The 22052-nt window shown below is 67.1% G+C and carries 23 protein-coding genes and 1 tRNA gene; 1 reads left to right on the forward strand and 23 read right to left on the reverse strand.

Features of this window, described 5'->3' with window-relative positions; genetic code table 11:
• From TVD_RS15000 to rnr, 12 genes are all read right to left on the reverse strand, one after another.
• Positions 1 to 132, reverse strand: a complete 132-nt coding sequence (locus TVD_RS15000; RefSeq protein WP_017925682.1) for a hypothetical protein — start codon at positions 130 to 132, stop codon at positions 1 to 3.
• A gap of 108 nt (positions 133 to 240) precedes the next feature.
• Positions 241 to 597, reverse strand: coding sequence for a hypothetical protein (locus TVD_RS14945; RefSeq protein WP_240472271.1), 357 nt, complete (start codon positions 595 to 597; stop codon positions 241 to 243).
• A 91-nt stretch (positions 598 to 688) separates the two neighbouring features.
• Positions 689 to 2161, reverse strand: coding sequence for a cardiolipin synthase (gene cls, locus TVD_RS10830; RefSeq protein ID WP_047251597.1), 1473 nt, complete (start codon positions 2159 to 2161; stop codon positions 689 to 691).
• A 7-nt stretch (positions 2162 to 2168) separates the two neighbouring features.
• Positions 2169 to 3362: an O-succinylhomoserine sulfhydrylase gene (locus tag TVD_RS10835; RefSeq protein WP_018176107.1), complete on the reverse strand. Its 1194-nt coding sequence runs from the start codon at positions 3360 to 3362 to the stop codon at positions 2169 to 2171.
• Between the two features lie 53 nt (positions 3363 to 3415).
• On the reverse strand, positions 3416 to 4525 hold the full coding sequence (gene alr, locus TVD_RS10840) for an alanine racemase (RefSeq protein ID WP_047251598.1): 1110 nt from the start codon (positions 4523 to 4525) through the stop codon (positions 3416 to 3418).
• Positions 4526 to 4532: 7 nt separating this feature from the next.
• A complete protein-coding gene (gene dnaB / locus TVD_RS10845) occupies positions 4533 to 5891 on the reverse strand; it encodes a replicative DNA helicase (RefSeq protein WP_018144046.1) in 1359 nt (452 codons plus the stop codon).
• A 79-nt stretch (positions 5892 to 5970) separates the two neighbouring features.
• Positions 5971 to 6420: a 50S ribosomal protein L9 gene (rplI, locus tag TVD_RS10850; protein ID WP_018144047.1), complete on the reverse strand. Its 450-nt coding sequence runs from the start codon at positions 6418 to 6420 to the stop codon at positions 5971 to 5973.
• Between the two features lie 68 nt (positions 6421 to 6488).
• Positions 6489 to 7424 carry a YybS family protein gene (locus tag TVD_RS10855; RefSeq protein ID WP_018649735.1) on the reverse strand — a complete coding sequence of 312 codons (936 nt, stop codon included), beginning with the start codon at positions 7422 to 7424 and terminating at the stop codon, positions 6489 to 6491.
• A 30-nt stretch (positions 7425 to 7454) separates the two neighbouring features.
• Positions 7455 to 7679 (reverse strand): 30S ribosomal protein S18, encoded by a 225-nt coding sequence (gene rpsR, locus TVD_RS10860; RefSeq protein ID WP_018144049.1) that lies wholly within the window; start codon positions 7677 to 7679, stop codon positions 7455 to 7457.
• Between the two features lie 42 nt (positions 7680 to 7721).
• The gene (gene rpsF / locus TVD_RS10865; protein WP_018168152.1) at positions 7722 to 8126 is read right to left on the reverse strand and encodes a 30S ribosomal protein S6; all 405 of its coding nucleotides are present in this window, start codon (positions 8124 to 8126) and stop codon (positions 7722 to 7724) included.
• 172 nt (positions 8127 to 8298) lie between these two features.
• Positions 8299 to 9075 carry a 23S rRNA (guanosine(2251)-2'-O)-methyltransferase RlmB gene (rlmB, locus tag TVD_RS10870; protein ID WP_018176111.1) on the reverse strand — a complete coding sequence of 259 codons (777 nt, stop codon included), beginning with the start codon at positions 9073 to 9075 and terminating at the stop codon, positions 8299 to 8301.
• A gap of 106 nt (positions 9076 to 9181) precedes the next feature.
• A complete protein-coding gene (rnr, locus tag TVD_RS10875; protein WP_047251599.1) occupies positions 9182 to 12034 on the reverse strand; it encodes a ribonuclease R in 2853 nt (950 codons plus the stop codon).
• A gap of 245 nt (positions 12035 to 12279) precedes the next feature.
• On the opposite strand from rnr, the gene TVD_RS10880 reads away from it, so the two are divergent.
• Positions 12280 to 12366, forward strand: a tRNA-Leu gene (locus TVD_RS10880).
• 152 nt (positions 12367 to 12518) lie between these two features.
• Here TVD_RS10880 and TVD_RS10885 read toward each other — a convergent pair.
• The 11 genes from TVD_RS10885 to lepB form a co-directional block, all read right to left on the reverse strand.
• On the reverse strand, positions 12519 to 13820 hold the full coding sequence (locus TVD_RS10885; protein ID WP_018144053.1) for an adenylosuccinate synthase: 1302 nt from the start codon (positions 13818 to 13820) through the stop codon (positions 12519 to 12521).
• Positions 13820 to 15004, reverse strand: a complete 1185-nt coding sequence (locus TVD_RS10890; RefSeq protein ID WP_047251600.1) for an ATP phosphoribosyltransferase regulatory subunit — start codon at positions 15002 to 15004, stop codon at positions 13820 to 13822. Before TVD_RS10890 ends, TVD_RS10885 begins: the two co-directional genes overlap by 1 nt.
• 133 nt (positions 15005 to 15137) lie before the next feature.
• On the reverse strand, positions 15138 to 16022 hold the full coding sequence (gene hflC, locus TVD_RS10895; protein WP_018938413.1) for a protease modulator HflC: 885 nt from the start codon (positions 16020 to 16022) through the stop codon (positions 15138 to 15140).
• Positions 16022 to 17236: an FtsH protease activity modulator HflK gene (gene hflK, locus TVD_RS10900; RefSeq protein ID WP_018144056.1), complete on the reverse strand. Its 1215-nt coding sequence runs from the start codon at positions 17234 to 17236 to the stop codon at positions 16022 to 16024. The genes hflC and hflK overlap by 1 nt, the downstream gene beginning before the upstream one ends.
• Positions 17237 to 17363: 127 nt before the next feature.
• A complete protein-coding gene (gene acpS / locus TVD_RS10905) occupies positions 17364 to 17762 on the reverse strand; it encodes a holo-ACP synthase (RefSeq protein ID WP_047251601.1) in 399 nt (132 codons plus the stop codon).
• Between the two features lie 7 nt (positions 17763 to 17769).
• Complete coding sequence (locus TVD_RS10910) at positions 17770 to 18537, reverse strand: pyridoxine 5'-phosphate synthase (RefSeq protein WP_047251602.1); 768 nt, start codon at positions 18535 to 18537, stop codon at positions 17770 to 17772.
• A 35-nt stretch (positions 18538 to 18572) separates the two neighbouring features.
• Complete coding sequence (recO, locus tag TVD_RS10915; protein WP_018168144.1) at positions 18573 to 19229, reverse strand: DNA repair protein RecO; 657 nt, start codon at positions 19227 to 19229, stop codon at positions 18573 to 18575.
• Positions 19226 to 20146: a GTPase Era gene (gene era / locus TVD_RS10920; protein ID WP_018168143.1), complete on the reverse strand. Its 921-nt coding sequence runs from the start codon at positions 20144 to 20146 to the stop codon at positions 19226 to 19228. The genes recO and era overlap by 4 nt, the downstream gene beginning before the upstream one ends.
• Positions 20143 to 20820, reverse strand: coding sequence for a ribonuclease III (rnc, locus tag TVD_RS10925; RefSeq protein WP_047251970.1), 678 nt, complete (start codon positions 20818 to 20820; stop codon positions 20143 to 20145). The genes era and rnc overlap by 4 nt, the downstream gene beginning before the upstream one ends.
• Positions 20821 to 20863: 43 nt before the next feature.
• Entirely contained in the window at positions 20864 to 21220 is a 357-nt protein-coding gene (locus TVD_RS10930; RefSeq protein ID WP_047251603.1) for a DUF4845 domain-containing protein, read from the reverse strand.
• A gap of 59 nt (positions 21221 to 21279) precedes the next feature.
• Positions 21280 to 22050: a signal peptidase I gene (gene lepB, locus TVD_RS10935; RefSeq protein ID WP_018144063.1), complete on the reverse strand. Its 771-nt coding sequence runs from the start codon at positions 22048 to 22050 to the stop codon at positions 21280 to 21282.
• Between the last annotated feature and the right edge of the window lie 2 nt (positions 22051 to 22052).

Consider the following 22052-nt stretch of genomic DNA (forward strand, 5'->3'; position numbering starts at 1 on the left):
TTACCGGCCACCGAACAGATACTTGATCAACGCGGCGATCGCGAGGATCAGCAGTACCAGGACCAGAAGGCCGATCAGGCCTCCGCCAAGACCCATACCGCCCAGCCAGCCAAAACCTTGTTCATTCATCATGATGGAGTCCTCCCAAGGACTTAAATTCAACGGGGATACGCGGTTTCGCGTATCGAGGGGGCGATCCGCAATCGCCCGGGGCCGGGCGGACGCCCGGCCAGGGAGGACTCAGAGAGGGGGACGCAGATCCGGGCCCGAACGGGCGCCGGGACCCATGGCCACGGCCCCCGGAACGGGGCGGGACAGCGATGCTGTGACCGGCTTGGTCACGGAGGAAGGCAAGGCGGAGGCCCCGCAGATACCGCAAACCGCGCACGGCATCTCGCAGCCCGAGAAGTCCGCCTGAACGGCGGGGTCCAAAGGCAGGGGTTCCGAGGGCGAGGTGGCGCCTTGATCCGGACAGTGGCCCGGCGTGGCGATTGTCGCCCCGTGATCCCCATGCATCATGCCCGCACCGGCGATCGGCGCCAGCAACAGCGCAGCGGCAATCAGCAGAGTCAGCAGATGGGACAGGGCTCGCGACACGGGCAGGCCTCGAAAAAGCATTCTTTTTACAAGTCTAGCAGCGTCGTGGACCGTTCACATGAGATAGATCAAGCAGGGAAGCACAAGAACATTACAGCACCGGCGCCAGCAGGTAGGCGGCACGCGCGGCCACCCGGCGCCAGAGTGGCAGGTCGTCCACGTCCTGCGGAGTCATCTCGCGGGAACGGGCAAAGTCGGCCTCGAACATGCGCGCCGTCTCGCGCGCGAAGGCCGGGTCCAGCACCAGTGCCGTGACCTCGAAGTTCAGCCGGAAGGAACGGTTGTCCAGGTTCACGGTACCCACGGCCGCGCCCATGTCGTCCACCACGAACGCCTTGCCGTGCAGGAAGCCTTCCTCGTAACGATAGATGCGCACGCCGGCGTCCAGCAGCGGCCCCAGGAAGGCGTAGGCCGCATGCGTGGTCAGCGGGTTGTCGGTGACCTCGGGAATCAGCACGCGCACGTCGACGCCGCTCAAGGCGGCCAGCTTGAGCATGCCCTGCACGCCCTCGTCGGGCACGAAGTACGGGCTGGCGATCCAGATGCGCCGGTCCGCCGCGTGGATCGCCTGCTGCATCATCAGGCTGGCGGTCTCGAATTCATCGGCCGGACCGGAGGGAAGGATCAGTACCGGGACCCCGTCCTCCGCCATGGTCGCCGGCTTCCATTCCAGCTCCGGGACCGCCTCGGTGGCCCAGTGCCAGTCCTCCAGGAACACCGACTGCAACGCGAGGGCGGACGGCCCCGCAATACGCAGGTGGGTGTCGCGCCAGGCACCGATTGCCGGATCGCGGCCCAGGTACTCGTCGCCCACGTTCAGCCCGCCGACCCAGGCCTGTTCGCCATCGGCGACCACGATCTTGCGATGATTGCGGAAGTTCAGCTGGAAGCGATTGCCGCGTCCGCGGGTGGAGTGAAAGTGCTGCACGTGCACACCGGCCTCGCGCAGGGTATCCAGATAGGATCCGGGCAGGCGGTAGCTCCCGATCTCGTCATACAGGAAATAGACCTCGATACCGGCCTCGGCACGCTCCACCAGCCGGCGCTGGAGTTCGCGCCCGATCGCGTCGTCACGCACGATATAGAACTGCACCAGCAGGTAGCGTTCGGCCTGCTCGATCCCCCGGAAGATGCTGTCGAAGGTCGCCTCGCCGTCCACCAGCAGCTCGACCTCGTTGCCGTGGAGAAACGGCCAGCGGGCGAGCTGCTGGACGCCGTCCAGGTGCTTGCTGGGTTCCTCTGCGAGGTACTGGTGGGACCACAGCTCCTCGGTCTTCGGCTGCAGGGCGCGGGCCAGGCTGGAGTCCTCGTCGCGGCGCGCCACGACATAGCCGCGAAACTCGCTGGCGCCGAACACCCAGTAGGCCGGGACAGCCACATACGGCACGGTGTTGAGTGAAACGATCCAGGCCACCGCGCCCTGCGATGTGCGGGTGGACATCAGCGCATCCAGCGAGGACAGGAAGCCCAGCAGGTGGAACGCAATGACCACAGTCAGCAGGACGCGCCAGCGCGGGCGCGGCCGGCGCGGCTGCGAACGGGCCTCCCCGCTGGAAGCCGACATACCCGTCTCAGCCCAGGGCGTCGAGGCCGCGCGCCAGATCGCGCTGGATGTCGGCGACGGCCTCGAGCCCGACCGCGACCCGCACCAGGGCCTCGGTAATACCCTGGGCCTCGCGCTTCTCCGGGTCCACGCGACCGTGGGTGGTGGTGGCCGGATGGGTAATGGTGGTCTTGGCATCCCCCAGGTTCGCGGTGATCGACAGGAACTGCGTGGCGTCGATCACCGACCAGGCGGCGTCGCGTCCGCCGGCGACCTCGAAGCTGAGCACCCCGCCGAAGCCACTTTGTTGCTGCTTCGCGATCGCGTGCTGCGGGTGATCTTCGAGGCCGGGGTAATGCACGGCCGTGACCGCGGGGTGGGATTGGAGCCACTGCGCCAGATTAAGTGCGTTATCGCTGTGCGCGCGCATGCGCAGGGGCAGCGTCTCCAGCCCCTTCAGGAACACCCAGGCGTTGAACGGCGACAACGTCGGACCCGCGGTGCGCAGGAAGCCGTAGACCTCCTTGCCCACCCGCTCGGCGCCGCCCACCACGGCACCGCCGAGGCAGCGGCCCTGGCCATCAAGGAACTTGGTCGCCGAGTGGATAATGATATCGGCTCCCAGATCCAGCGGGCGCTGCAGGATCGGCGTGCAGAAGCAGTTGTCCACCGCGAGCAGCACGTCGCGGCGATGGGCGATGTCGGCCAGCGCACGGATGTCCACCACCTCGCCCAGCGGGTTGGATGGCGTCTCGCAGAAGTACAGCCGCGTGTTCGACTGCGTCGCCTGTTCCCAGGACTCGAGGTTCGACAGCTCGACGTAGGTCACCTCGACGCCGAAACGCGCCAGGTAGTTGTTGAACAGCACGGTGGTGGTCCCGAACACCGAGCGCGAACAGACCACGTGATCGCCCGCCTTCAGCAGGCCCATCATGGTCGCCAGGATCGCGGACATCCCGGAGGCTGTCGCCACGCAGGCCTCGCCGCCTTCCAGCGCGGCCAGGCGGTCCTGGAAGGTGCGCACGGTGGGGTTGGTGAAGCGCGAATAGATATTGCCCGGGACCTCGCCACCGAAGCGCGCGGCGGCCTCCGCGGCCGAGCCGAACACGAAGCTCGAGGTCGGGAAGATCGCCTCGGAGTGCTCGCCCTCGGGCGTGCGCTGGTAGCCATAGCGGATGGCGACGGTCTGCGGGTCGTATTCGCTGGGATCGAAATCGGTCATTGGGGTCTCTCGGGCCACGGATTGCTGACCGGACAGTGTACCCGGCGTTTCCGTCAGTTTCCGGGCTGCAGCCGGTCCGCCACGCGCGTGAGCACGTCGTAGCTGATGGTGCCCGCCGCGCGGGCGACCCGCTCCACCGGCAGGCCCTCGCCCCACAACGTCGCCATGGCGCCGACCTGCACCTCCGGCAACCCGGACAGGTCCACCGCCAGCATGTCCATGGAGACACGCCCGATCAACGGGCAGAGCCGGTCCTGCACAAGGATCGGCGTGCCCGACGGGGCATGCCGCGGGTAGCCATCGGCATATCCCATTGCCACGATCCCGGCACGGCCCGGCGCGGCGGCGGTCCAGGTCGCGCCATAGCCCACCGTACTGCCAGGCTCGAGAGGCTGGGTGGCGATGATCGGGGCGCGCACGGTCATCGCCGGGCGCAGATCACCGTCCGGGCCCTCCGGGAGGTCCTCGACGGGGACCGAGGCCGGATGCGCGCCGTAGAGCATGATGCCGGGGCGTGCCCAGTAGTCGCCGGGCGCCGCCGACGCTCCGCCCTTGCCCCAGCCGGCGAACAGGGCCGCCGAATTGGCTACGCTACGGAGCCCCGGGAAAGCGGAAACCGTCGCGCCGAATTGTTCCAGCTGGCGGGCATTCTGCGGATGCCCGGGCTCGTCGGCGCACGCCATGTGCGTCATCCAGTGCAGGCCACCGCACCCGTGTCCAGCGGCCTGCAAACGCGTGGCGACACGCTTTGCCACCTGCGGCGCGAAACCCAGGCGATTCATGCCGGTGTTGAGTTTGACCCAGACCACGGGAAGCACCACGCCAGCGGCGTCGAGATGGTCAAGCTGCGTCGCGTCGTGCAGCACGGGCTGCAGGTCGAACTCGGTACAGGCACGCGCCTCGGAGACGTCGCGCGGGCCCTGCAACACGAGGAGTGGGCCGCCGAAGCCGGCAGCGCGCAAGGCGCGGGCCTCGCCGATCTGAGAGACCGCCAAACCATCGCTCGTCTGCGCAAGGGCCTCGGCCGCCCACAGCAGACCATGGCCGTAGCCCTCGGCCTTGATGACCGACCACATCGGAACGCCCGGCGCCAAGCGGCGCGCCACACCCAGGTTGTGTCGGAGCGCCTCGGGATGAAGGTGGATGCTGGCCGCGCGTCTCACGTCGTGCCTAGTGGCCGATCTCGCCGTAGACGTCGGGGGCGTAGTTCTCGAAACGGGTGAACTGCCCGTGGAAGGTCAGGCGCACGGTCCCGATGGGACCATTACGCTGCTTGGCGATAATGATCTCCGCCGTGCCCTTGTCGGGCGACTCGTCGTTGTAGACCTCGTCGCGATAAACGAAGGCGATGATGTCCGCATCCTGTTCAATGGCCCCGGACTCGCGCAGGTCGGACATCACCGGGCGCTTGTTCGGACGCTGTTCCAGCGAACGGTTGAGCTGCGACAACGCGATCATCGGCACACTCAGCTCCTTCGCCAGGGCCTTCAAGCCACGCGAGATATCCGAGATCTCGTTGGCGCGATTCTCGCTGCTGCCGGGGGATTGCATCAGCTGCAGGTAGTCGACCACGATCAGGCCCAGGCCCTTGTGTTCGCGCATCAACCGCCGGGTCCGTGCTCGCAGCTCGGTGGGCGAGAGCGCCGGCGTATCGTCGATGTACAGCGGGGCCTCGGACAGCATCTGCACCGCGCTGGTCAGGCGCGGCCAGTCGCCATCCTCCAAGCGTCCGGACCGCAGCTTCTGCTGGTTAATCCGCCCCATCGAGGACAGCAGGCGAATGGCCAGCTGCTCACCCGGCATCTCCATGGAGAAAATCGCGACCGGCTCGGAGTTCTTCATCGCCACATACTCGGCAATGTTCATCGCGAACGAGGTCTTCCCCATCGAAGGCCGCCCGGCCACGATCACCAGATCGCCCGGATTCAGCCCCGAGGTCAGCGCATCCAGATCCTGGTAACCGGTGGCAATCCCGGTGATCGGATTCTGGCTTTCGTAGAGATACTCGATCTGGTCCACCGCCGCCGTCAGCAGTGGCTTCATCCCGCGAAAGCCCTGAGCCCCGCGCGCACCCTGCTCGGCGATGCGGAAGACCTTCTGCTCCGCCACGTCCAGCAGTTCCTTGGAACCGCGGCCGTCCGGGGTATAGGCGGAATCGGCAATCTCGGTACCTACCGAGATCAGCGAACGCAGGATAGAGCGCTCACGGACGATATCCGCATAGGCCACGATGTTGGCCGCACTCGGCGTCTCGGCGGCCAGCCGTCCGAGATAGGCCATGCCCCCGGCCGATTCCAGCTCGGTCGTGCGATCCAGCTGCTCCGACACGGTGACCATGTCGAACGGGGCATTACGATCCGCCAACGCGGACACCGCCCGGAAGATCAGGCGGTGATCATGGCGGTAGAAGTCGTCTGCAGTGATGCGGTCCGCCACCCGGTCCCAGGCAGCGTTATCCAGCATCAGCCCTCCGAGGACCGCCTGCTCGGCCTCCTCGGAATGCGGGGGGACCCGCGGGTTCGGGATCATGGGCGAGTTCATGCGACGAACCCGCCCATGTGCCGGGTATCAGCGACCCGGTGGGGCCACCCTCCCGACATCCGGCGGATCACTCTTCGCCGATCACGACGACGCGGATGTCGACGTCCACGTCCGAGTGCAGGTGCAGGCCGATCTCGAATTCACCGGTGGTGCGCAGCGGACCTTCCGGCATGCGCACTTCGCGCTTTTCGACTTCGGTACCCTTGGCGGTCAGCGCGTCGGCGATGTCCGCCGGGCCGATGGAGCCGAACAGCTTGCCTTCGCCACCGGACTTCGCGGTGATCTCGAGCACGGTTGCGTCCAGCTTTTCCTTGCGGGCCTCGGCCGCAGCCAGGGCCTCGGCCGCCGCCTTTTCCAGTTCGGCGCGACGCGCCTCGAATTCGGCGATGTTCTCGGCGGTGGCAAACTTGGCCTTGCCCTGCGGCAGCAGGAAGTTGCGCGCAAATCCCGGACGCACGTTGACGCGGTCGCCCAGGGTGCCCAGGTTATCGATCTTTTCCAGCAGAATGACTTCCATCTTTGGTATTCCTGTAACGTTTGATCAGCCCCCGAAGGGGCGCATTCTACACCGGTCTCGGACCGGTCTCACGGATTGTTGTCACTGTCCTGCCCGCCCTGCGCGGAACCGGGGCCCAGTCGCGAGCGGATATCCGCCCAGGCGTCGATCACCCCGATGGTGGCCAGCAGCAGAAACATCTGCGGCATGGCCAGGGCCAGAAGCACGTACATCCCCACCAGCCAGAAGCTGCTCATCCCCTGCCGGAAGGTCAGCGCGTGCATCAGCGCGATCCCCTGCAGGAAGAACAGCACCGCCAGGATGAACGCCAACTCCGTGGCCACCGGGACCGGGCCCAGATGCCCGATACCGGCCAGCAACAGCGTGACGGCACTCAGCATCCGCCCGAACTGCAGCCCCCGGAACTCCTCGCCGAACGCCCCCGGGTTGTACAGCAGTGCCTGCCAGTAGCGACCCAGCAGCACGGCCAGCGTCAGGCTCAGCAGCAGGATCCCGGCCAAGAGCCCGGTCAGGTACGGCGCCGCGCGGCGCAGCCCCGCCTCCAACTCCTGTGGCCCGGTCTCGCTGCCCTCGACCAGAGGCCCCAGCAGGGCCATGCCCGCCTCGGCCCAGGTGGACTCCAGATCCGGCACCAGCAGGTGCACGGCCAGCACGCCGATCCCGGCGACCGCGGCGGCGACCTGCAGCGTCATGCGCCACGAGATCGTGCGCCGCAGCAGCTCGGCGAGCAGCGCCACTGGCGCCCACTGCACCACCCCGGCAACCACCCCCGCGAACAGCGGGGCCTCCGGGATCAGGACAAACATCGCCACCCCGAGCACCACTGCGGACAGCACCATCACCAGGAGTGCCTGGCGCAGGCCGATGCGCAGCCCCACGAGGGCGATCAGCGCACTGCTGAGTAGCGCCACCGGAGGCAGGAACAGGCCCGCCACCCCAAAGCCGGAAACCGCGCCTACGGCGCGGCTCCGGCTTTTCATCGCAAATTCGGCCAGTACGCGCATGGCGACGGCCCCGGCGAACCGGTGCGGGACTTAGTGGTTATCGCTGTACGGCAGCAGGGCCAGGAAGCGCGCACGCTTCACCGCCGTGGCCAGCTGGCGCTGATACTTCGCGCTGGTGCCGGTGACACGGCTGGGTACGATCTTGCCGGTCTCGGTCACAAAACCCTTCAACAGATTCAGGTCCTTGTAATCGATGTACTCGATGCCTTCGGCGGTGAACTTGCAATACTTGCGGCGACGCGGAAAACGGGCCATGTCAGATCTCCTTCAATGATTCGGTCAACGAACGGGCGGGATTTACTCGGCGGAAGCCGAGTCGTCGGAGGCGCCTTCGCCGCCCTCGTCGTCACGCTCGCGGCGACGGCCCTTGCCACTCTCCTCTTCCTGGCCCTTGGCCAGCGGGGAGATCTCGGTCACGGCCTCTTCCATGCGCATTGCCAGGTGGCGCAGCACGGCATCGTTGAACCGGAAGGCACTGGCGAGCTCTTCCATCGCCTCTTCCGAGGCCTCGATGTTCATGAGCACGTAGTGGGCCTTCACCAGCTTCTGGATCGGGTAGGCCAGCTGACGGCGGCCCCAGTCTTCCAGGCGGTGGATCTTGCCTTCATGACCTTCGACCAGGCCCTTGTAGCGCTCGATCATCGCCGGGACCTGCTCGCTCTGGTCCGGGTGGACCAGGAATACAACTTCGTAATGACGCATCGGGAACTCCTTGCGGGTATCAGCCTCCCGTCAAATGCGGTGAGGCAAGGGTTCGACCCAGCGGACGCAGCCGCAGGGCAGAAAGGCGCGACACGATAACCGAAGCGGGCGCCAACAACAAGCAGGGAGCCGGCGAAACAGGGGTTTGCACCGCCCCTCGGAAGGCTACCAGCTACGCAGAACCAGCCGGCGGACCTTCGCGGCGCTGACGGACCGCCTCGAACAGGGTGACGCCGGTGGCGACGGAGACGTTGAGGCTTTCCACCGCGCCCTGCATCGGCAGGGCCGCGAGGTGGTCACAGGCCTCCCGGGTCAGACGCCGCAGGCCCTCGCCCTCGGCCCCCATGACGATCGCGGTCGGCGGGCGCAGGTCCAGGTCATAGAGGCTCTCTCCCCCCTCCCCGGCCAGGCCTACGGTCCACATCCCGGCATCCTTCAGGGCTGCCAGCGTCCGCGCGAGATTGCCGACCGTCACCACCGGCACGGTCTCGGCGGCCCCGGACGCCACCTTGATGGCGGCGGGGGTCAATGCGGCGCTGTGATGGCGCGGCATGACCACCGCCCCGGCCCCGGCCGCATCCGCGGTCCGCAGGCAGGCCCCGAGATTGTGCGGGTCGGTCACCCCATCGAGCACCAGCAGCAGATCCAGGCCATCGCGCACCCGGGTGATCAGGGCCTTTTCGTCCAGCAGCGGGCGCGGCGTGCAGTGCACGACCACACCCTGGTTCTGGAACCCCGGAAGCTGTTGATCGAGCCGCTCGCGGCCTACCCGCTCGATCGAGATACCCCGCGACTGCGCCAGCGCTCGCAGGCGCTCCAGGGCGGGTTCGATGGGGTCGGGCGCCAGCTGCAGTCGCTTGACCCGCTCCGGGGCCCGCTGCAACACGGCGGCCACTGCGTGGATGCCACCAAAGGTCTCGGCGCGGCTACCCTTGCCCCCCTTGCTCATCGCGGACCTCCGCCACGGCGATCCCGCCACGGGTCAACGCCCCGGCGGACACCGTCTGAGCAGCCCCCGAGCAAGCGAGGGAACAGACGCGGGTTCACCCGGCGCCTCAGGACGAGGACGGACGTCGACGACGGCTGCGGCCACGTCCGGACCCAGAGGATTCCTTGGCCTTGGCCGGGCGATCCGCACTCGGCTCGACAATGGTATTTCCGTCCTTGTCGGCCTCGGGGCGCGGCGGCGGAACCGCCTCGTTGCCCGGTTCCGGGGCATCGCTGTTGCCTTCATCCGGCGCGTTCCGCGGGCGGCGTGCGTTGCCCCGGCCACGTCCGCTGCCCCGGGTCCGTTCATTCCCCGGGCTTGCTTCATTCCCTGGGCTCGCCTCATTCCCCGGGCTTGCTTCATTCCCCGGGCTTGCTTCATTCCCCGGGCTTGCTTCATTCCCCGGGCTCGCCTCATTCCCCGGGCTCGCCTCATTCCCTGGGCTCGGCTCTTTCTCCGAGCTCGGTTCTTTCGCCGGGCTCGGCTCGGCAGCAGGGCTCGTGTCGCCACCGGCGGCCCCACGGCGGCGGCCACCACGACGGCGGCGCTTCTTCTTCGGCGCCGGGGCATCATCGTCGGCCGCGGGCGCCTCCGGCCCGGCTGCTGTGGGTTTTGCCTCAGGCTCGGGCGCTGCTGCGGTTGGTTCGGCGGCGGCCGCGACCGGCGCCGCATCGGCATCCTTGCGGCGCTTGCTACGACGGCTGTGCTTTTTCGTCGGCGGAGCGGCGGGACTCGGCTGGCCCGCTTCCTGGGCCAGGGCCAGATCGATCTTGCGATCATCCAGGCTCACCCGGGCCACCTGCACCTGGAGCTCGTCGCCGATACGGAACACCCGGCCACCGCGTTCGCCGGTCAGGCTGTGGCGTGCCGGGTCAAAGTGGTAGAAGTCGTTGTCGAGGCTGGTCACGTGCACCAGGCCCTCGATGTAGACGTCCTTGATCTCCACGAACAGACCGAACCCGGTGACTCCGGAGACCACGCCGGGGAAGGTCTCGCCGACCTTGTCCTGCATGTACTCGGCCTTCAGCCAGGCCACCGCGTCGCGGGTCGCGTCGTCGGCGCGTCGCTCGGCCATCGAGCAATGCTCACCCAACTGCTCCATGTCGCCATGCGAGTACGGAAAGGCCTTGCCACTGCCCTTGCGCAGCACATGGCGAATACCGCGATGCACCAGCAGGTCCGGATAGCGGCGGATCGGCGAGGTGAAGTGCGCGTAGTCGTCCAGCGCCAGACCAAAGTGGCCATCGAGCTCCGGGGCATACACGGCCTGGCTCAGCGAACGCAGCAGCACGGTCTGGATCAGCTGCTGGTCGGTGCGCTGGCGCGCTGCCTTCAGGACTTCGGTGTAGTCGGCGGGGCTCGGCTCGTCACCACCGCCCAGGCTCAGACCCGCGCCATTGAGGAAGTCGCGCAGGTCATCGATCTTGTCCGACGGCGGCTGATCATGGATGCGGTACAGGGCCGGCACCTTGTGCTTCTTGAGGAAGCGCGCGGCGGCCACGTTGGCCATGATCATGCACTCCTCGACCAGGCGATGCGCATCATTGCGCACCGTCGGCACGATCTTCTCGATCTTGCGGTCCTCGCCAAAGACGATCTTGGTTTCGGTGGTGTCGAAATCGATCGCGCCCCGGCGATTGCGCGCCGCGTGCAGGGCCTTGAAGGCCTGGTGCAGGGTCTCCAGGTTCGGCATCACATGCGCGTTCTGCTCGCGCTGCGCCGCGTCGCCGTCGAGCATCGCGGCCACGTCCTCGTAGATCAGGCGGGCGTGCGAACGGATCAGTCCCTCGTGGAAGCGATAGCTCTTCAGCGCCCCGCGCGCACCGATCTCCATCTCGCAGATCATGCTCAACCGGTCCACGTTCGGATTCAGCGAGCACAGACCATTGGACAGGGCCTCCGGCAACATCGGGATCACGTTGTTCGGGAAGTACACCGAGGTGCCGCGCGTGCGCGCCTCGCGATCCAGCGCGGCGTCGCGCTGGACGTAGTGCGACACGTCGGCGATCGCAACCCACAGCCGCCAGCCCTTGCCTTCCGGCTCGCAGTACAGGGCGTCGTCGAAGTCGCGGGCGTCATCGCCATCGATCGTGACGAACGGCTTCTCGCGCAGGTCCAGGCGATCCTTCTTGTCTGCCTCGGCCACCTCGGCGCCCAGCTCGTCGGCCGCCGCTGTGACCTCGTCCGGCCACTCGTGCGGCAGGGCGTGGGCGCGGATCGCGATGTCGATCTCCATACCCGGCGCCATGTGCTCGCCCAGCACTTCCTGCACGTCCCCACGCAGGCGCGCCGTGCGCGAAGCGGATTCACGGATGCGCACGACCACGATCTGGTCGTCCTCCGCCTCGCCCAGGCCGTCCGGCGGCACCAGGATGTCGTGGGTGATGCGCTTGTTGTCCGGGGTCAGGATGCCGACACCGTCCTCGATCTTCAGGCGCCCGACCACCTGGGTGGTGTTGTGCTCCAGGACCTCGACAATCCCGCCCTCGCGACGGCCGCGACGATCCACGCCCATGACCCGGGCCAGAACCCGGTCGCCATGAAATACCCCGCGCATCTGCTTCGGCGACAGGAACAGGTCATCATCCTGCTCGTCCGGCACCAGGAAACCAAAACCATCCGGGTGACCGATCACGCGACCGCGGATCAGGTCTTCCTGGTTGACCGGCAGATAGGCACCGCGACGGTTGCAAAGGGCCTGCCCATCGCGCTCCATCGCCTTCAGGCGGCGGCGCAGGGCCTCGAGGCGATCCTCGTCGTCGATCTTCAGACGTTCCGCAATCTCGTCGTAGGACAACGGATTGTCGGCTTCCTGCAGAAGCCCGAGGATGAACTCGCGACTGGGGATGGGGTTGTCGTATTTCTGCGCCTCGCGCTCGAAATTGGGATCGGCGGGGGTCTTGCGACGTTGTCTTGGCATTCAGTGAACTCTGTGGATGTTGCAATGGGCAGCCCCTCGCCGGGAATCCGGCTGGGCGCGCAAAGCGCCCATTATGAGGCATGCGGAATTTTGTTGCGCAGGGGACGCGTTTGCGCGCCCCCTGCCGACCACACCGGAGGGAAACATTCCCGCTCCGGGGCGTTGACAGCCCCCCAGCCGCGCACTATATTGCGCGCTCCTGAAGCGCAGGACACACGGTTTCCTCATTGTGTGTCGTCCCTCGTGCCGAGGTGGCGGAATTGGTAGACGCGCTAGCTTCAGGTGCTAGTGGGGGTAACCCCGTGGAGGTTCAAGTCCTCTCCTCGGCACCATTTTTCAGCTGTATTCGAATCCCTGTTATACGCGAAGCGACACCCGTGAGGGTGGCGGCTTTTTTGCGTGGCGAATCCCACCTGCTCCGCCACTCGGCTCGCCGGAGCCCGCACGGTGGTGCGCGCCCCGACGTGCCCAGGGAGACACGCAGTCAGCTGTCGAACGGGTCGCGCAACACCAGGGTCTCGTCACGATCGGGCCCCGTGGAGACCATGTCGACCGGCACCCCGACCACCTCGCTCAGACGCTCCAGATAGGCGCGGGCATTAGCCGGCAACTGGTCATACTCGCGGATCCCGACCGTGGATTCCGTCCACCCCGGCATCTCCTCGTAGATCGGCGTGCAGGCCGCATAGGCCTCGGCGCCGGACGGCGGCGCCTCGCGGGTCTCGCCATCGCAGTTGTAGCCCACGCAGATCTGCACGTTCTCCAGGCCATCCAGCACATCCAGCTTGGTCATGCACAATCCGCTGATGCTGTTCACCTTGACGGCCCGCTTCAGCGCGACGGCATCGAACCAGCCGCAGCGCCGTGCGCGCCCCGTGGTGGAACCGAACTCATTGCCCTGCCGCGCCAGGTGTTCACCCATGTTGTCGAACAGCTCGGTCGGGAACGGTCCGGCGCCCACCCGGGTCGTGTAGGCCTTGGTGATCCCCAGCACGTAGTCGAGGTCGCGCGGCCCCACACCCGACCCGGTGGACGCACCACCCGCGGTGGTATTCGACGAGGTCACGAACGGATAGGTGCCGTGGTCGATGTCCAGCAGCGTGCCCTGGGCCCCCTCGAACATGACGTCCTTGCCCTGCTCGCGCAGCTTGTGCAGGCGGCCCGCCACGTCGGTGACCATCGGCTGCAGGCGCTCGGCGTGCGCCAGGCACTGCTCCAAGACCTCTTGTTGGTCGATGGTCGGGGCCTTGAAGTAATGCTTCAGCGCGAAGTTGTGATAGTCCATCACCTCGCCCAGCTTGGCCGCCAGGCGTTCGCGGTGGAACAGGTCGTCCAGGCGCAGGCCCCGGCGCGCAACCTTGTCCTCGTAGGCAGGACCAATGCCGCGCCCGGTGGTCCCGATCGCGGCCTTGCCACGGGCCTTTTCGCGCGCCAGGTCGAGGGCTACATGGTAGGGGAGGATCAGCTGGCAGGCATCCGACAGGCGCAGACGGTCCGCCACCGGCACACCCTTGGCCTCCAGTTCTTCCATCTCGGTGATCAGAGCCTCGGGCGAGAGCACCACGCCATTACCGATCATGCATTCCACGCCCTCCCGCAGGATGCCCGACGGGATCAGGTGGAGCACGGTCTTCTCGCCATCGATCACCAGGGTATGCCCGGCATTGTGTCCGCCCTGGAAGCGCACGACGGCCGCGGCATCCTCGGTCAGACGATCGACAATCTTGCCCTTGCCCTCGTCACCCCACTGGCTGCCCAGTACGACTACAAAACGTCCCATCGCCATCAATGCTCCACTACTGTCCATTCCCCGGCGCGCTGCTCGAGCCGCGCGCCCCCGGGTACCTCGTTGTCCTGGCCTTCCAGCTCGCGCACTACGCGCACGCCGCGGGCACGGAGATCCGCAATGGCCGCTTCCAGCGCCACATCGCCGGTGGCCGGTGCCAGCACCGTCTGACGAGGCGTCATCGGCGCCCCGGCCTCGCGGCGCACGAAGGCGCGCAAATCGGTACTGAAACCGGTGGCCGCCCGTGCGCGGCCGAAGACGCGACCGATCTCGTTATAACGGCCACCGCGCGCGATCGCCTGGCCGGACCCGGGCACGAAGGCCGCGAACACCAGACCGGTGTGATAGGCATAGCCGCGCAGCTCGGCCAGGTCCAGGTGCAGGTCCAGGCCCGGCTCGCTCGCCTTAAGCCGTGCGACCACTGCCTGCAGGTGATCCAGCGCCACCGCCACCTCGGCGGGTGCACCGGCCAGGGCGCGACGGGCAGCGTCGAGTACCGTGGCATCGCCATTCAGATCCACCAGGGAGCGCAGCCGCGCACAGGCCGCCGGATCCATGCCGCCGGCCTGCCAGGCCGCGAGGGTCTGTTCGATCTCGGGCACGCTCTTGCGCTGGAGTTGATCGAAAAATTCCTGCTCCTGGCTCGCATCCAGACCCGCATCCTGCGCCAGGGCACGATAGATCCCGACGTGGCCGAGATCCATGCTAGGACGCTCCACTCCGCAGGCAGCCAGGGTCGCCAGCATCAAGCGGATAATCTCGAGATCACTATCGATCCCGTCATGACCAAACAGCTCGGCCCCGGCCTGGAGCGGACTGCGTGAACCCGACCATTCATCTGCCCGGGTACGCAGCGCACTGCCCACGTAACAAAGCCGATTCGGGCCCTGGACACGCAGACGGTGAGCATCGATCCGCGCCACTTGCGGGGTCAGGTCGGCGCGCACGCCCATCATGCGGCCAGTGAGCTGATCCGTCAGCTTGAAGGTCTGCAAATCCAGTGCGTGCCCGGCACCCGTCAACAGGGACTCCAGATACTCCGCGAGCGGCGGCATCACCAGGTCATAGCCCCAGGTGTCGAACTGGTCCAGCACGCGCCGGCGGAGGTCCTCCAGACGGCGCGCAGCATCCGGAAGGGCCTCCTCCAGCCCGTCCGGCAGCAACCAGCGGTTGATATCGGTCATCTCGTCCCTGCTCTTGTGCTGTGATCCGCCACGCCCGAGTGGCGGCCCGGCAAAAATCGGGCCCGGAATCTTCCGGGCCCGTTGCAAACGGCCACCTTCGAGGCGGCCACGGCGGACCGCCTCCGCCCCGCCTTTACCGGGTCGGCAACGGCGCCGGGCGTTCGCCACCGGGGGCGTTGAAGAACTGGAAGAACTCGGAGTTCGGTTCCAGGATGAAGGTGCTGTTCTCGCCACTCATGCTATTGCGGTAGGCGATCAGGCTTCGATAGAAGCGGAAGAACTCCTGATCCTCGCCAAACGACCGCCCGAGGGTCTCGGTGGCGATCGCATCACCGGCACCGCGGATTTCTTCCGAGTCACGATAGGCGTTCGCCAGGATGACCGTGCGTTCACGGTCGGCGCGCGAGCGGATGCGCTCGGCCTCTTCCTGACCGCGGGCGCGGAAGTCCTGGGCGACCCGCTGACGCTCGGCGCGCATGCGCTCGTATACCGACTCGGACACCTCTTCCGGCAGGTCCATGCGGCGGATGCGGACATCAACCAGGTCGATCCCCAGCTCCTGCGCGGTCTCCAACGCAGTCTGGCGCACCGCACCCATGATCGTCAGGCGTTCGCCAGCGACCACGTCCTGCAACTCGAAGCGTGCAAACTCGTTACGCATCCCGTCGCGCAGGATCTGGGCCAGGCGCTCTTCGGCCAGACGCTCGTCACCACGGGTGGCACGGTAGAACTGACCGACATCGTCGATCCGCCACTTGGCGTAGAAGTCGACAATGATGTTCTTCGCCTCGGAGGTCAGGAACCGGTCCGGCGGGATATTCAGCGTCATGATCCGGGCGTCGAACTTCTCGACGTTCTGGATCAGCGGGAACTTGAAGTGCAGCCCAGGGGCCGGGTCGACCTCCCGGATCTCCCCGAGGGCGAACTTGATCACGCGGTCACGCTCATCGACGGTGTAGGTCGACAGCGCGACCACGATCCCGAGCACGACTACGGCAATACCGACGATGCGTAACATTAGCGAACCTCCCGCGAACGCTGGGCGGCCGGGCTGCGATCGCCCAGTCGGTTCGTGCCCGTGCCACTGTTGCCGAACGTGCTGCGGCTGGTATCCAGCGGCCGCGGTGTTGGCGTGTCACCGGAATTAGTGGTGGAGCGCTGCCCCTGGAACAGTTGATCCAGCGGCAGCATCATCAGGTTGTTACTGCTGCCAACATCCAGCATGACCTTGCGGGAATCCTGCAGCACGGCCTCGACGGCCTCGAGGTACAGGCGGTCGCGGGTTACGTCCGGCGCCTGCTGGTATTCGGCCAGCAACTGATCGAAGCGCGAGGCGTCACCCTCGGCGCGCGCGATCACCTGGTCCCGGTAACCCTCGGCCTCCTCGATGATACGGGCGGCCTGACCGCGTGCCCGCGGAATCACACCGTTGGCGTAGGCCTCGGCCTCGTTGCGGAAACGCACCTCGTCCTCGCGGGCACGAATCGCGTCGGCAAAGGCCTCCTGCACCGGCTCCGGCGGCTGCGCCTGCTGCATGGACACGGCCGTCACGATAATGCCCGCGCCATAGGAATCGAGGTTTTCCTGCATCACCACTCGCGAGGAGGATGCGATCTCGCCACGCCCCTCGCCGAGAATGAAGTCCAGGTTGTTCTTGCCGATACGCTCGCGGATCGCCGACTCCATCACCTGGTTCACGGTGGTGTCGGGGTCGCGCACGTTGAACAGGTAGTCGACCAGATCGAGGACGCGGTACTGCACCGCGATGTCGACATCAATGATGTTCTCGTCACCGGTCACGATCAGCGCACGGTGGGAGAGCGTACGCACGTTGTCGACATTCTCGATCTCGACGCGCTCGATCGGGTACGGCAGGTGCCAGCCCGGCCCCGGATTCTTCACTTGCTGGAATTCGCCGAAACGCAGCACGACGCCGCGCTCGCCTTCCGAGATGATATGGAATCCGGAGGCCAGCCAGACAACCACGGCAATGATCAGGCCGAGGCTGACCAGGGCCTGCGTGCCGCGGCCCATGCCGCCGCTTCCGGAACCGCCGGAGCCGCCACTGCCGCCCCCGCCGAAGATGCCGTTCAGCTGACGCGACAGCTTGCGCATCATTTCTTCGAGATCGGGCGGCTGGTTACCGCCTCCGCCGCCACCGCTACCGCGCTGGCCGCCACCACCCCCACTCCAGGGGTCGCGGTTGTTGTTTCCCGGTTCGTTCCAGGGCATGGAGTGGACTCCGTCGCTCGCTCAGGGCTGCGCCCGACGCGGAATCCATGGAGACCGGCGGGCATAAGGGGTCACATTCTAGGGAGGCGCCTCCGGGCGGGCAACCACGTCCGGAGGGAAATGGGGGTTACTCGGTGCGCATACCGGCCGGCTCGGCCTCAATCACGACAAACGCCTGGGCGTAATCGCGCTCGTCGCTGATGCTGAGATGGATGGTCCCGGCGCCCAGACGCTCGGCCGTGGCGCGGGCACGCCCCTCCAGCACGAACTCCGGCCGACCACGGGCATCATGGGTCACGCCGGCCTCGGCCAGTGCCATATCCGCCCCGATGCCGCAGCCGAGCGCCTTGGACAGGGCCTCCTTGGCGGCGAAGCGCCGGGCGAGAAAACCGGCCGGGTGTTCGGGCGGCAGGTCCGCGCGCTCCAGCGGGTGCAGGATACGTTCCGCCAGGCGCGCACCGTGGCGCTCCCACATGCCCTGCATGCGCGCGACCTGCACCAGATCGGTGCCGATGCCCAGGATCATCCGGCGCTCAAACCGGGTACTGACCGGGCGGCAGACCCTGGCGCGCGGCATCCATCAGACCGCGCATATGGCTGACCGCCTCGGGCAGGCCGGTGAACAGGGCCCGGGCCACGATCGAATGCCCAATGTTCAGCTCGTGAAACACCGGGTTGGCAGCAATCGGCCGCACGTTGTCATAGTCCAGTCCGTGCCCCGCGTTGATGACCAGCCCCATGGCCCGGCCGGCCGCAGCGGCCTCGTTGATCCCGTCCAGCAGCCGCTCGCGCTCGGCGACATCGCGGGCATTCGCATAGGCGCCGGTGTGCAGCTCCACCACCGGGGCGCCGATGGCCACGGCGGCCTCCAGCTGGCGCGCATCCGGCTCCACGAACAGCGAGACCTCGATCCCGGCGGCGGTCAGCGGCGCGACAAACTCGCGCAGCCGCTCCAGCTGGCCCACGGCATCCAGGCCGCCCTCGGTGGTCAACTCCTCGCGCTTTTCCGGCACGATGCAGCACGCCTCCGGGAGCAGCTTCAGGGCGATCGCCTGCATCCCCTCGGTGGCTGCCATCTCCAGGTTCATCGGGACCTTCAGCCGCGGCTTCATCCCGAACACGTCGTCATCCTGAATGTGGCGCCGGTCCTCGCGCAGATGCAGGGTGATCGAATCCGCCCCGCTGGCCTCGGCCAGGCGCACGGCCTGCATCAGGTCCGGGTACGGCGTATGCCGCGCCTGGCGGATGGTGGCGATATGGTCGAGATTGACCCCGAGCTTCAGCGGAGCAGGATGCGACATGATGCGATGCCCTTGTATGGCTGCGGTCCGGGCCACTACAGCAGACCCCGGGTCCGCAGCGGCCGCCCGGCCAGATGGGTGTCGATCAGCCGCCGCATGAAGTCGCGGCTGACGCGGGCCTGATTATCCGGCACGTCGCAGGCGCTGGCCAGCGCCTGCAGCGCGACACCGGGGATCGCCTCGCTGCGACCGGCGGCCACACGCTCGACCCCCGCCTCCGGGTCGTAGCGGTACCAGGCATCGGGGTCCAGCTCGGCCGGGTCCACGTGTTCGAGCCCGGAATCGAGTGGTGCGAGCAGGGCCCATTCCGCGCGGCGCAGGACCGTATCGGCGCGCTCGCGGGCGGCCAGCCGGGCATAAGCGGATAACAGCGCCGGGAGGGCCTCCGGGATCGGTGCGTCGCGTGGGTACAGGCGCAGGATCAGTTCGTTCAGGTACAGCCCGCAGACCAGGGCCCGCCCGGTCAGCGGGAAGACCCGCTGCTGCTCGGCCACATTCAGCGTCGGCAGCTCGCCGCGCCCACGCCAGGCGAGATCCAGCAGCACGAAGGGCTGCACCGATCCGGCCTTGCCGCGCACCACTGCCGACAGGCGCCCGGCCTCGGCGGTGAGCAGGTCGAGCACCCGGCTGTTCTCGCGTAGCGGGCGGGCGTGCAGGACCACCCCCTGGGTGAGCCCGGCGGTCGCGCTCACCGCGATTCTTCGATCCCGAGGTCACGCAGGGCGCGCGGGTTGCGGGTCCAGTCGGCCTCGACACGCACGGTCAGGCGCAGCATCACCTTGCGCTCCAGCAGCGCCTCCAACTGGACGCGCGCGGCCTGGCCGATACGCTTGAGTCGCTGCCCGCCCTTGCCGATCACGATGCCCTTCTGGCTGTCGCGCTCGACCAGGATCACGGCATCGATGTGAGTGGTGCGCGGCTCGTCCGCCCATTCCTCCACGCGTACCGCCACCGAGTACGGGACTTCCTGCCCGAGATGCTCCAGCATGGACTCGCGGATCATCTCTTCGGCACGGAAGCGCTGCGGGCGATCCGAGAGCTGATCCGGGTCGTACAGGAACGGCCCCTCCGGGATATGCGCCCGAATCTCCGCGATCAGACCGTCCAGGTTGGATCCGGTCTTCGCCGAAAGCGGTACCACGCCGACATAGCCGAAGGCCGCGGCGCGGGCCTCGATGAACGGCAGGAGTTCTTCCTTCTCCCGACACTGGTCCACCTTGTTGATCACCAGGAGTGCCGGACGCCCGGAATGACGGATGGTCTCCTCGATGCGCTCGTCGCCGGGGCCGAACTCTCCAGCCTCGACGATGAAGCAGACCAGATCGGCATCCGCCAGCGCCTGGCTGGCCGTGCGATTGAGGACCCGGTTCACCAGCTGGGTACGCTCGGTATCGATCCCCGGGGTATCCATCAGTACGACCTGGTCCTGCCCCTCGGTCACGATGCCGAGGATGCGATTGCGCGTGGTATGCGGCCGGCGGGTCGTCGCCGCCAGCTTCTCCCCAACCAGGCGGTTCATCAGCGTGGTCTTGCCCACGTTCGGTCGGCCAATCAGCGCGACCAGTCCGCAGTGCGTGGTGGCGGGTTCGGGGACTACGGTTTCACTCATTGTTCCTGTACCTGTTGCAGGCGTTTCAGGGCCGCCTCGGCCGCGGCCTGTTCGGCGCGACGGCGCGAGGAGCCCTGGCCACGTTGGCCCCAGCCCTGGGTGGGCAGGTGGACCGCCACGGTGAACTGGCGCTTGTGATCGGGGCCGACCACCTCCAGCACCTCGTAGACCGGCAGATCCGCATTGCGGCCCTGCAGTTGTTCCTGCAGCCGGGTCTTGGGGTCCTTCAGCGATTCGGCCGACGGGAGATCGTTCAGGCGCTCGACATACAGCGCCAGGGTAAAGTCGCGCGCGGCCTCCATCCCGGCCTCGCGGTAGGTCACCCCGATCAGGGCCTCCACCGCATCGGCCAGGATGGAGTCGCGGCGCTGGCCGCCACTCTTGCGTTCGCCCTGCCCCAGGTTCAGCGTGCCCTCGAGGCCGGTCTCCCGAGCCAGATCCGCCAGCGACTCGCGATTGACCAGGGCCGCACGCAGGCGGGTGAGATCCCCTTCCGGGGCGTCCGGGAGCTTCTCGTACAGGGCGTCGGCGATCACCAGCCCAAGGACGGCGTCACCCAGGAACTCCAGGCGCTCATTATTGCGCCCGCCGGCGCTGCGGTGGGTCAACGCCTGGTCAATCCCGTCGCCGTCGCGCACGGACGCGGGCAGCAGACTGCGAAAATCCCGGCTCACGAACCCACCCGACAAAGCATGCAAGGAACCGACGCCGACCCCATCAGGGGGCCAGCGTCTCGCTGTTCGAGAAGCGCGCCACCACGTCCACATTGCCGAGGAATTCGCGGCGCACCTCGTACTGCAGATGCAGCTGGCGGCTGGCGCCATTCTCGGTCACGCTGAAGTCCTCCTCGCCGATCCCGTCGTATACGGAATTGATCTGGAAGCGGCGGTTGATCTCGCGCCACAGTTCGCGTTCGCTCTTCTCTGCCGCGCCGACCTGGGTGGCGACGTCCTGCATGATCGAGCGCACGGTGAGGAACTGGGTGTACTGCGTGCCCATCTTGATCACGAAGGTACCGACCAGCAGCGCCAGGAAGATCAGCGCGAGAATGGTGATCGCGCCCGCGCCCTGCATCGAGTGTCTGGAATGTTGCATGAAAACCCCGTCCCTGTTTGCCCGCCCCCGCGGGGCTACTAGCGAATCGCCTGGCCGATCCGGGAAAAGTCCCGATGGCCTTCATTGTAATCCCAATGCAGCCAGATGAAGAGCGCACGCCCAACCAGATGCTCCTCGGCGACAAAACCCCAGGACCGGCTGTCGTTGGAATTATCGCGGTTGTCACCGACCATGAAGTAGTGCCCGTCGGGCACGGTGACCGATCCATCCAGGCTGGCCTGCTGCTCGCGCATCAGGGTGTTATAGGTGCGCCCGTCCAGGGTCTCCTCGAAGATCGAGGCACCCGACATCACCTGCCCCGAGCCCTCGCCTTCGAAGGTACCGACGCGCTCGGCCGACTGCGGCTCCCCATTCACGTACAGGACGCGGTCGCGGAACGCGATGGTGTCGCCCGGCAGGCCGATCACACGCTTGATGTAGTCCTCGGCCGGGTTGCGCGGGTACTTGAACACCACCACCTCGCCCCGCTCCGGTTCCCCGGTGTCGAGAATCTTGGTGCGCGTCACCGGCAGACGAATGCCGTAGGAAAACTTGCTGACCATGATGAAGTCGCCCACCAGCAGGGTGGGCATCATCGAACCCGAGGGGATGCGAAAGGGCTCGGCCACGAACGAACGCAGGATCAGCACGATCAGCAGGACCGGGAAGAACGAGCGCGAGTAGTCGACGAACCAGGGCATTTCGCGCTGGCGCTCGGGGCTCCGACGCCGCCGCAGGATCACCCAGCCCAGCCAGATCAGGCCGGTCACGGCGGTTGCCAGCACCAGGATCAGTTCGAGATTTGCCATGC

The organism is Thioalkalivibrio versutus (assembly GCF_001020955.1).
GTDB classification, from domain to species: domain Bacteria; phylum Pseudomonadota; class Gammaproteobacteria; order Ectothiorhodospirales; family Ectothiorhodospiraceae; genus Thioalkalivibrio; species Thioalkalivibrio versutus.

Bases quoted from the DNA above. Each gene is read 5' to 3' on its own strand.
- rpsR (WP_018144049.1), bottom strand. From the start codon at position 7,679: ATGGCCCGTTTTCCGCGTCGCCGCAAGTATTGCAAGTTCACCGCCGAA.
- rplI (WP_018144047.1), bottom strand. From the start codon at position 6,420: ATGGAAGTCATTCTGCTGGAAAAGATCGATAACCTGGGCACCCTGGGC.
- TVD_RS10835 (WP_018176107.1), bottom strand. From the start codon at position 3,362: ATGACCGATTTCGATCCCAGCGAATACGACCCGCAGACCGTCGCCATC.
- rlmB (WP_018176111.1), bottom strand. From the start codon at position 9,075: ATGAGCAAGGGGGGCAAGGGTAGCCGCGCCGAGACCTTTGGTGGCATC.
- acpS (WP_047251601.1), bottom strand. From the start codon at position 17,762: ATGATCCTGGGCATCGGCACCGATCTGGTGCAGGTCGCGCGCATGCAG.
- hflC (WP_018938413.1), bottom strand. From the start codon at position 16,022: ATGTTACGCATCGTCGGTATTGCCGTAGTCGTGCTCGGGATCGTGGTC.
- TVD_RS10910 (WP_047251602.1), bottom strand. From the start codon at position 18,537: ATGTCGCATCCTGCTCCGCTGAAGCTCGGGGTCAATCTCGACCATATC.
- TVD_RS10855 (WP_018649735.1), bottom strand. From the start codon at position 7,424: ATGCGCGTACTGGCCGAATTTGCGATGAAAAGCCGGAGCCGCGCCGTA.
- rnr (WP_047251599.1), bottom strand. From the start codon at position 12,034: ATGCCAAGACAACGTCGCAAGACCCCCGCCGATCCCAATTTCGAGCGC.
- TVD_RS15000 (WP_017925682.1), bottom strand. From the start codon at position 132: ATGATGAATGAACAAGGTTTTGGCTGGCTGGGCGGTATGGGTCTTGGC.
- lepB (WP_018144063.1), bottom strand. From the start codon at position 22,050: ATGGCAAATCTCGAACTGATCCTGGTGCTGGCAACCGCCGTGACCGGC.
- dnaB (WP_018144046.1), bottom strand. From the start codon at position 5,891: ATGATCCCGAACCCGCGGGTCCCCCCGCATTCCGAGGAGGCCGAGCAG.
- cls (WP_047251597.1), bottom strand. From the start codon at position 2,161: ATGTCGGCTTCCAGCGGGGAGGCCCGTTCGCAGCCGCGCCGGCCGCGC.
- TVD_RS10885 (WP_018144053.1), bottom strand. From the start codon at position 13,820: ATGGCGATGGGACGTTTTGTAGTCGTACTGGGCAGCCAGTGGGGTGAC.
- TVD_RS10890 (WP_047251600.1), bottom strand. From the start codon at position 15,004: ATGACCGATATCAACCGCTGGTTGCTGCCGGACGGGCTGGAGGAGGCC.
- hflK (WP_018144056.1), bottom strand. From the start codon at position 17,236: ATGCCCTGGAACGAACCGGGAAACAACAACCGCGACCCCTGGAGTGGG.
- rpsF (WP_018168152.1), bottom strand. From the start codon at position 8,126: ATGCGTCATTACGAAGTTGTATTCCTGGTCCACCCGGACCAGAGCGAG.
- TVD_RS10930 (WP_047251603.1), bottom strand. From the start codon at position 21,220: ATGCAGGGCGCGGGCGCGATCACCATTCTCGCGCTGATCTTCCTGGCG.
- era (WP_018168143.1), bottom strand. From the start codon at position 20,146: ATGAGTGAAACCGTAGTCCCCGAACCCGCCACCACGCACTGCGGACTG.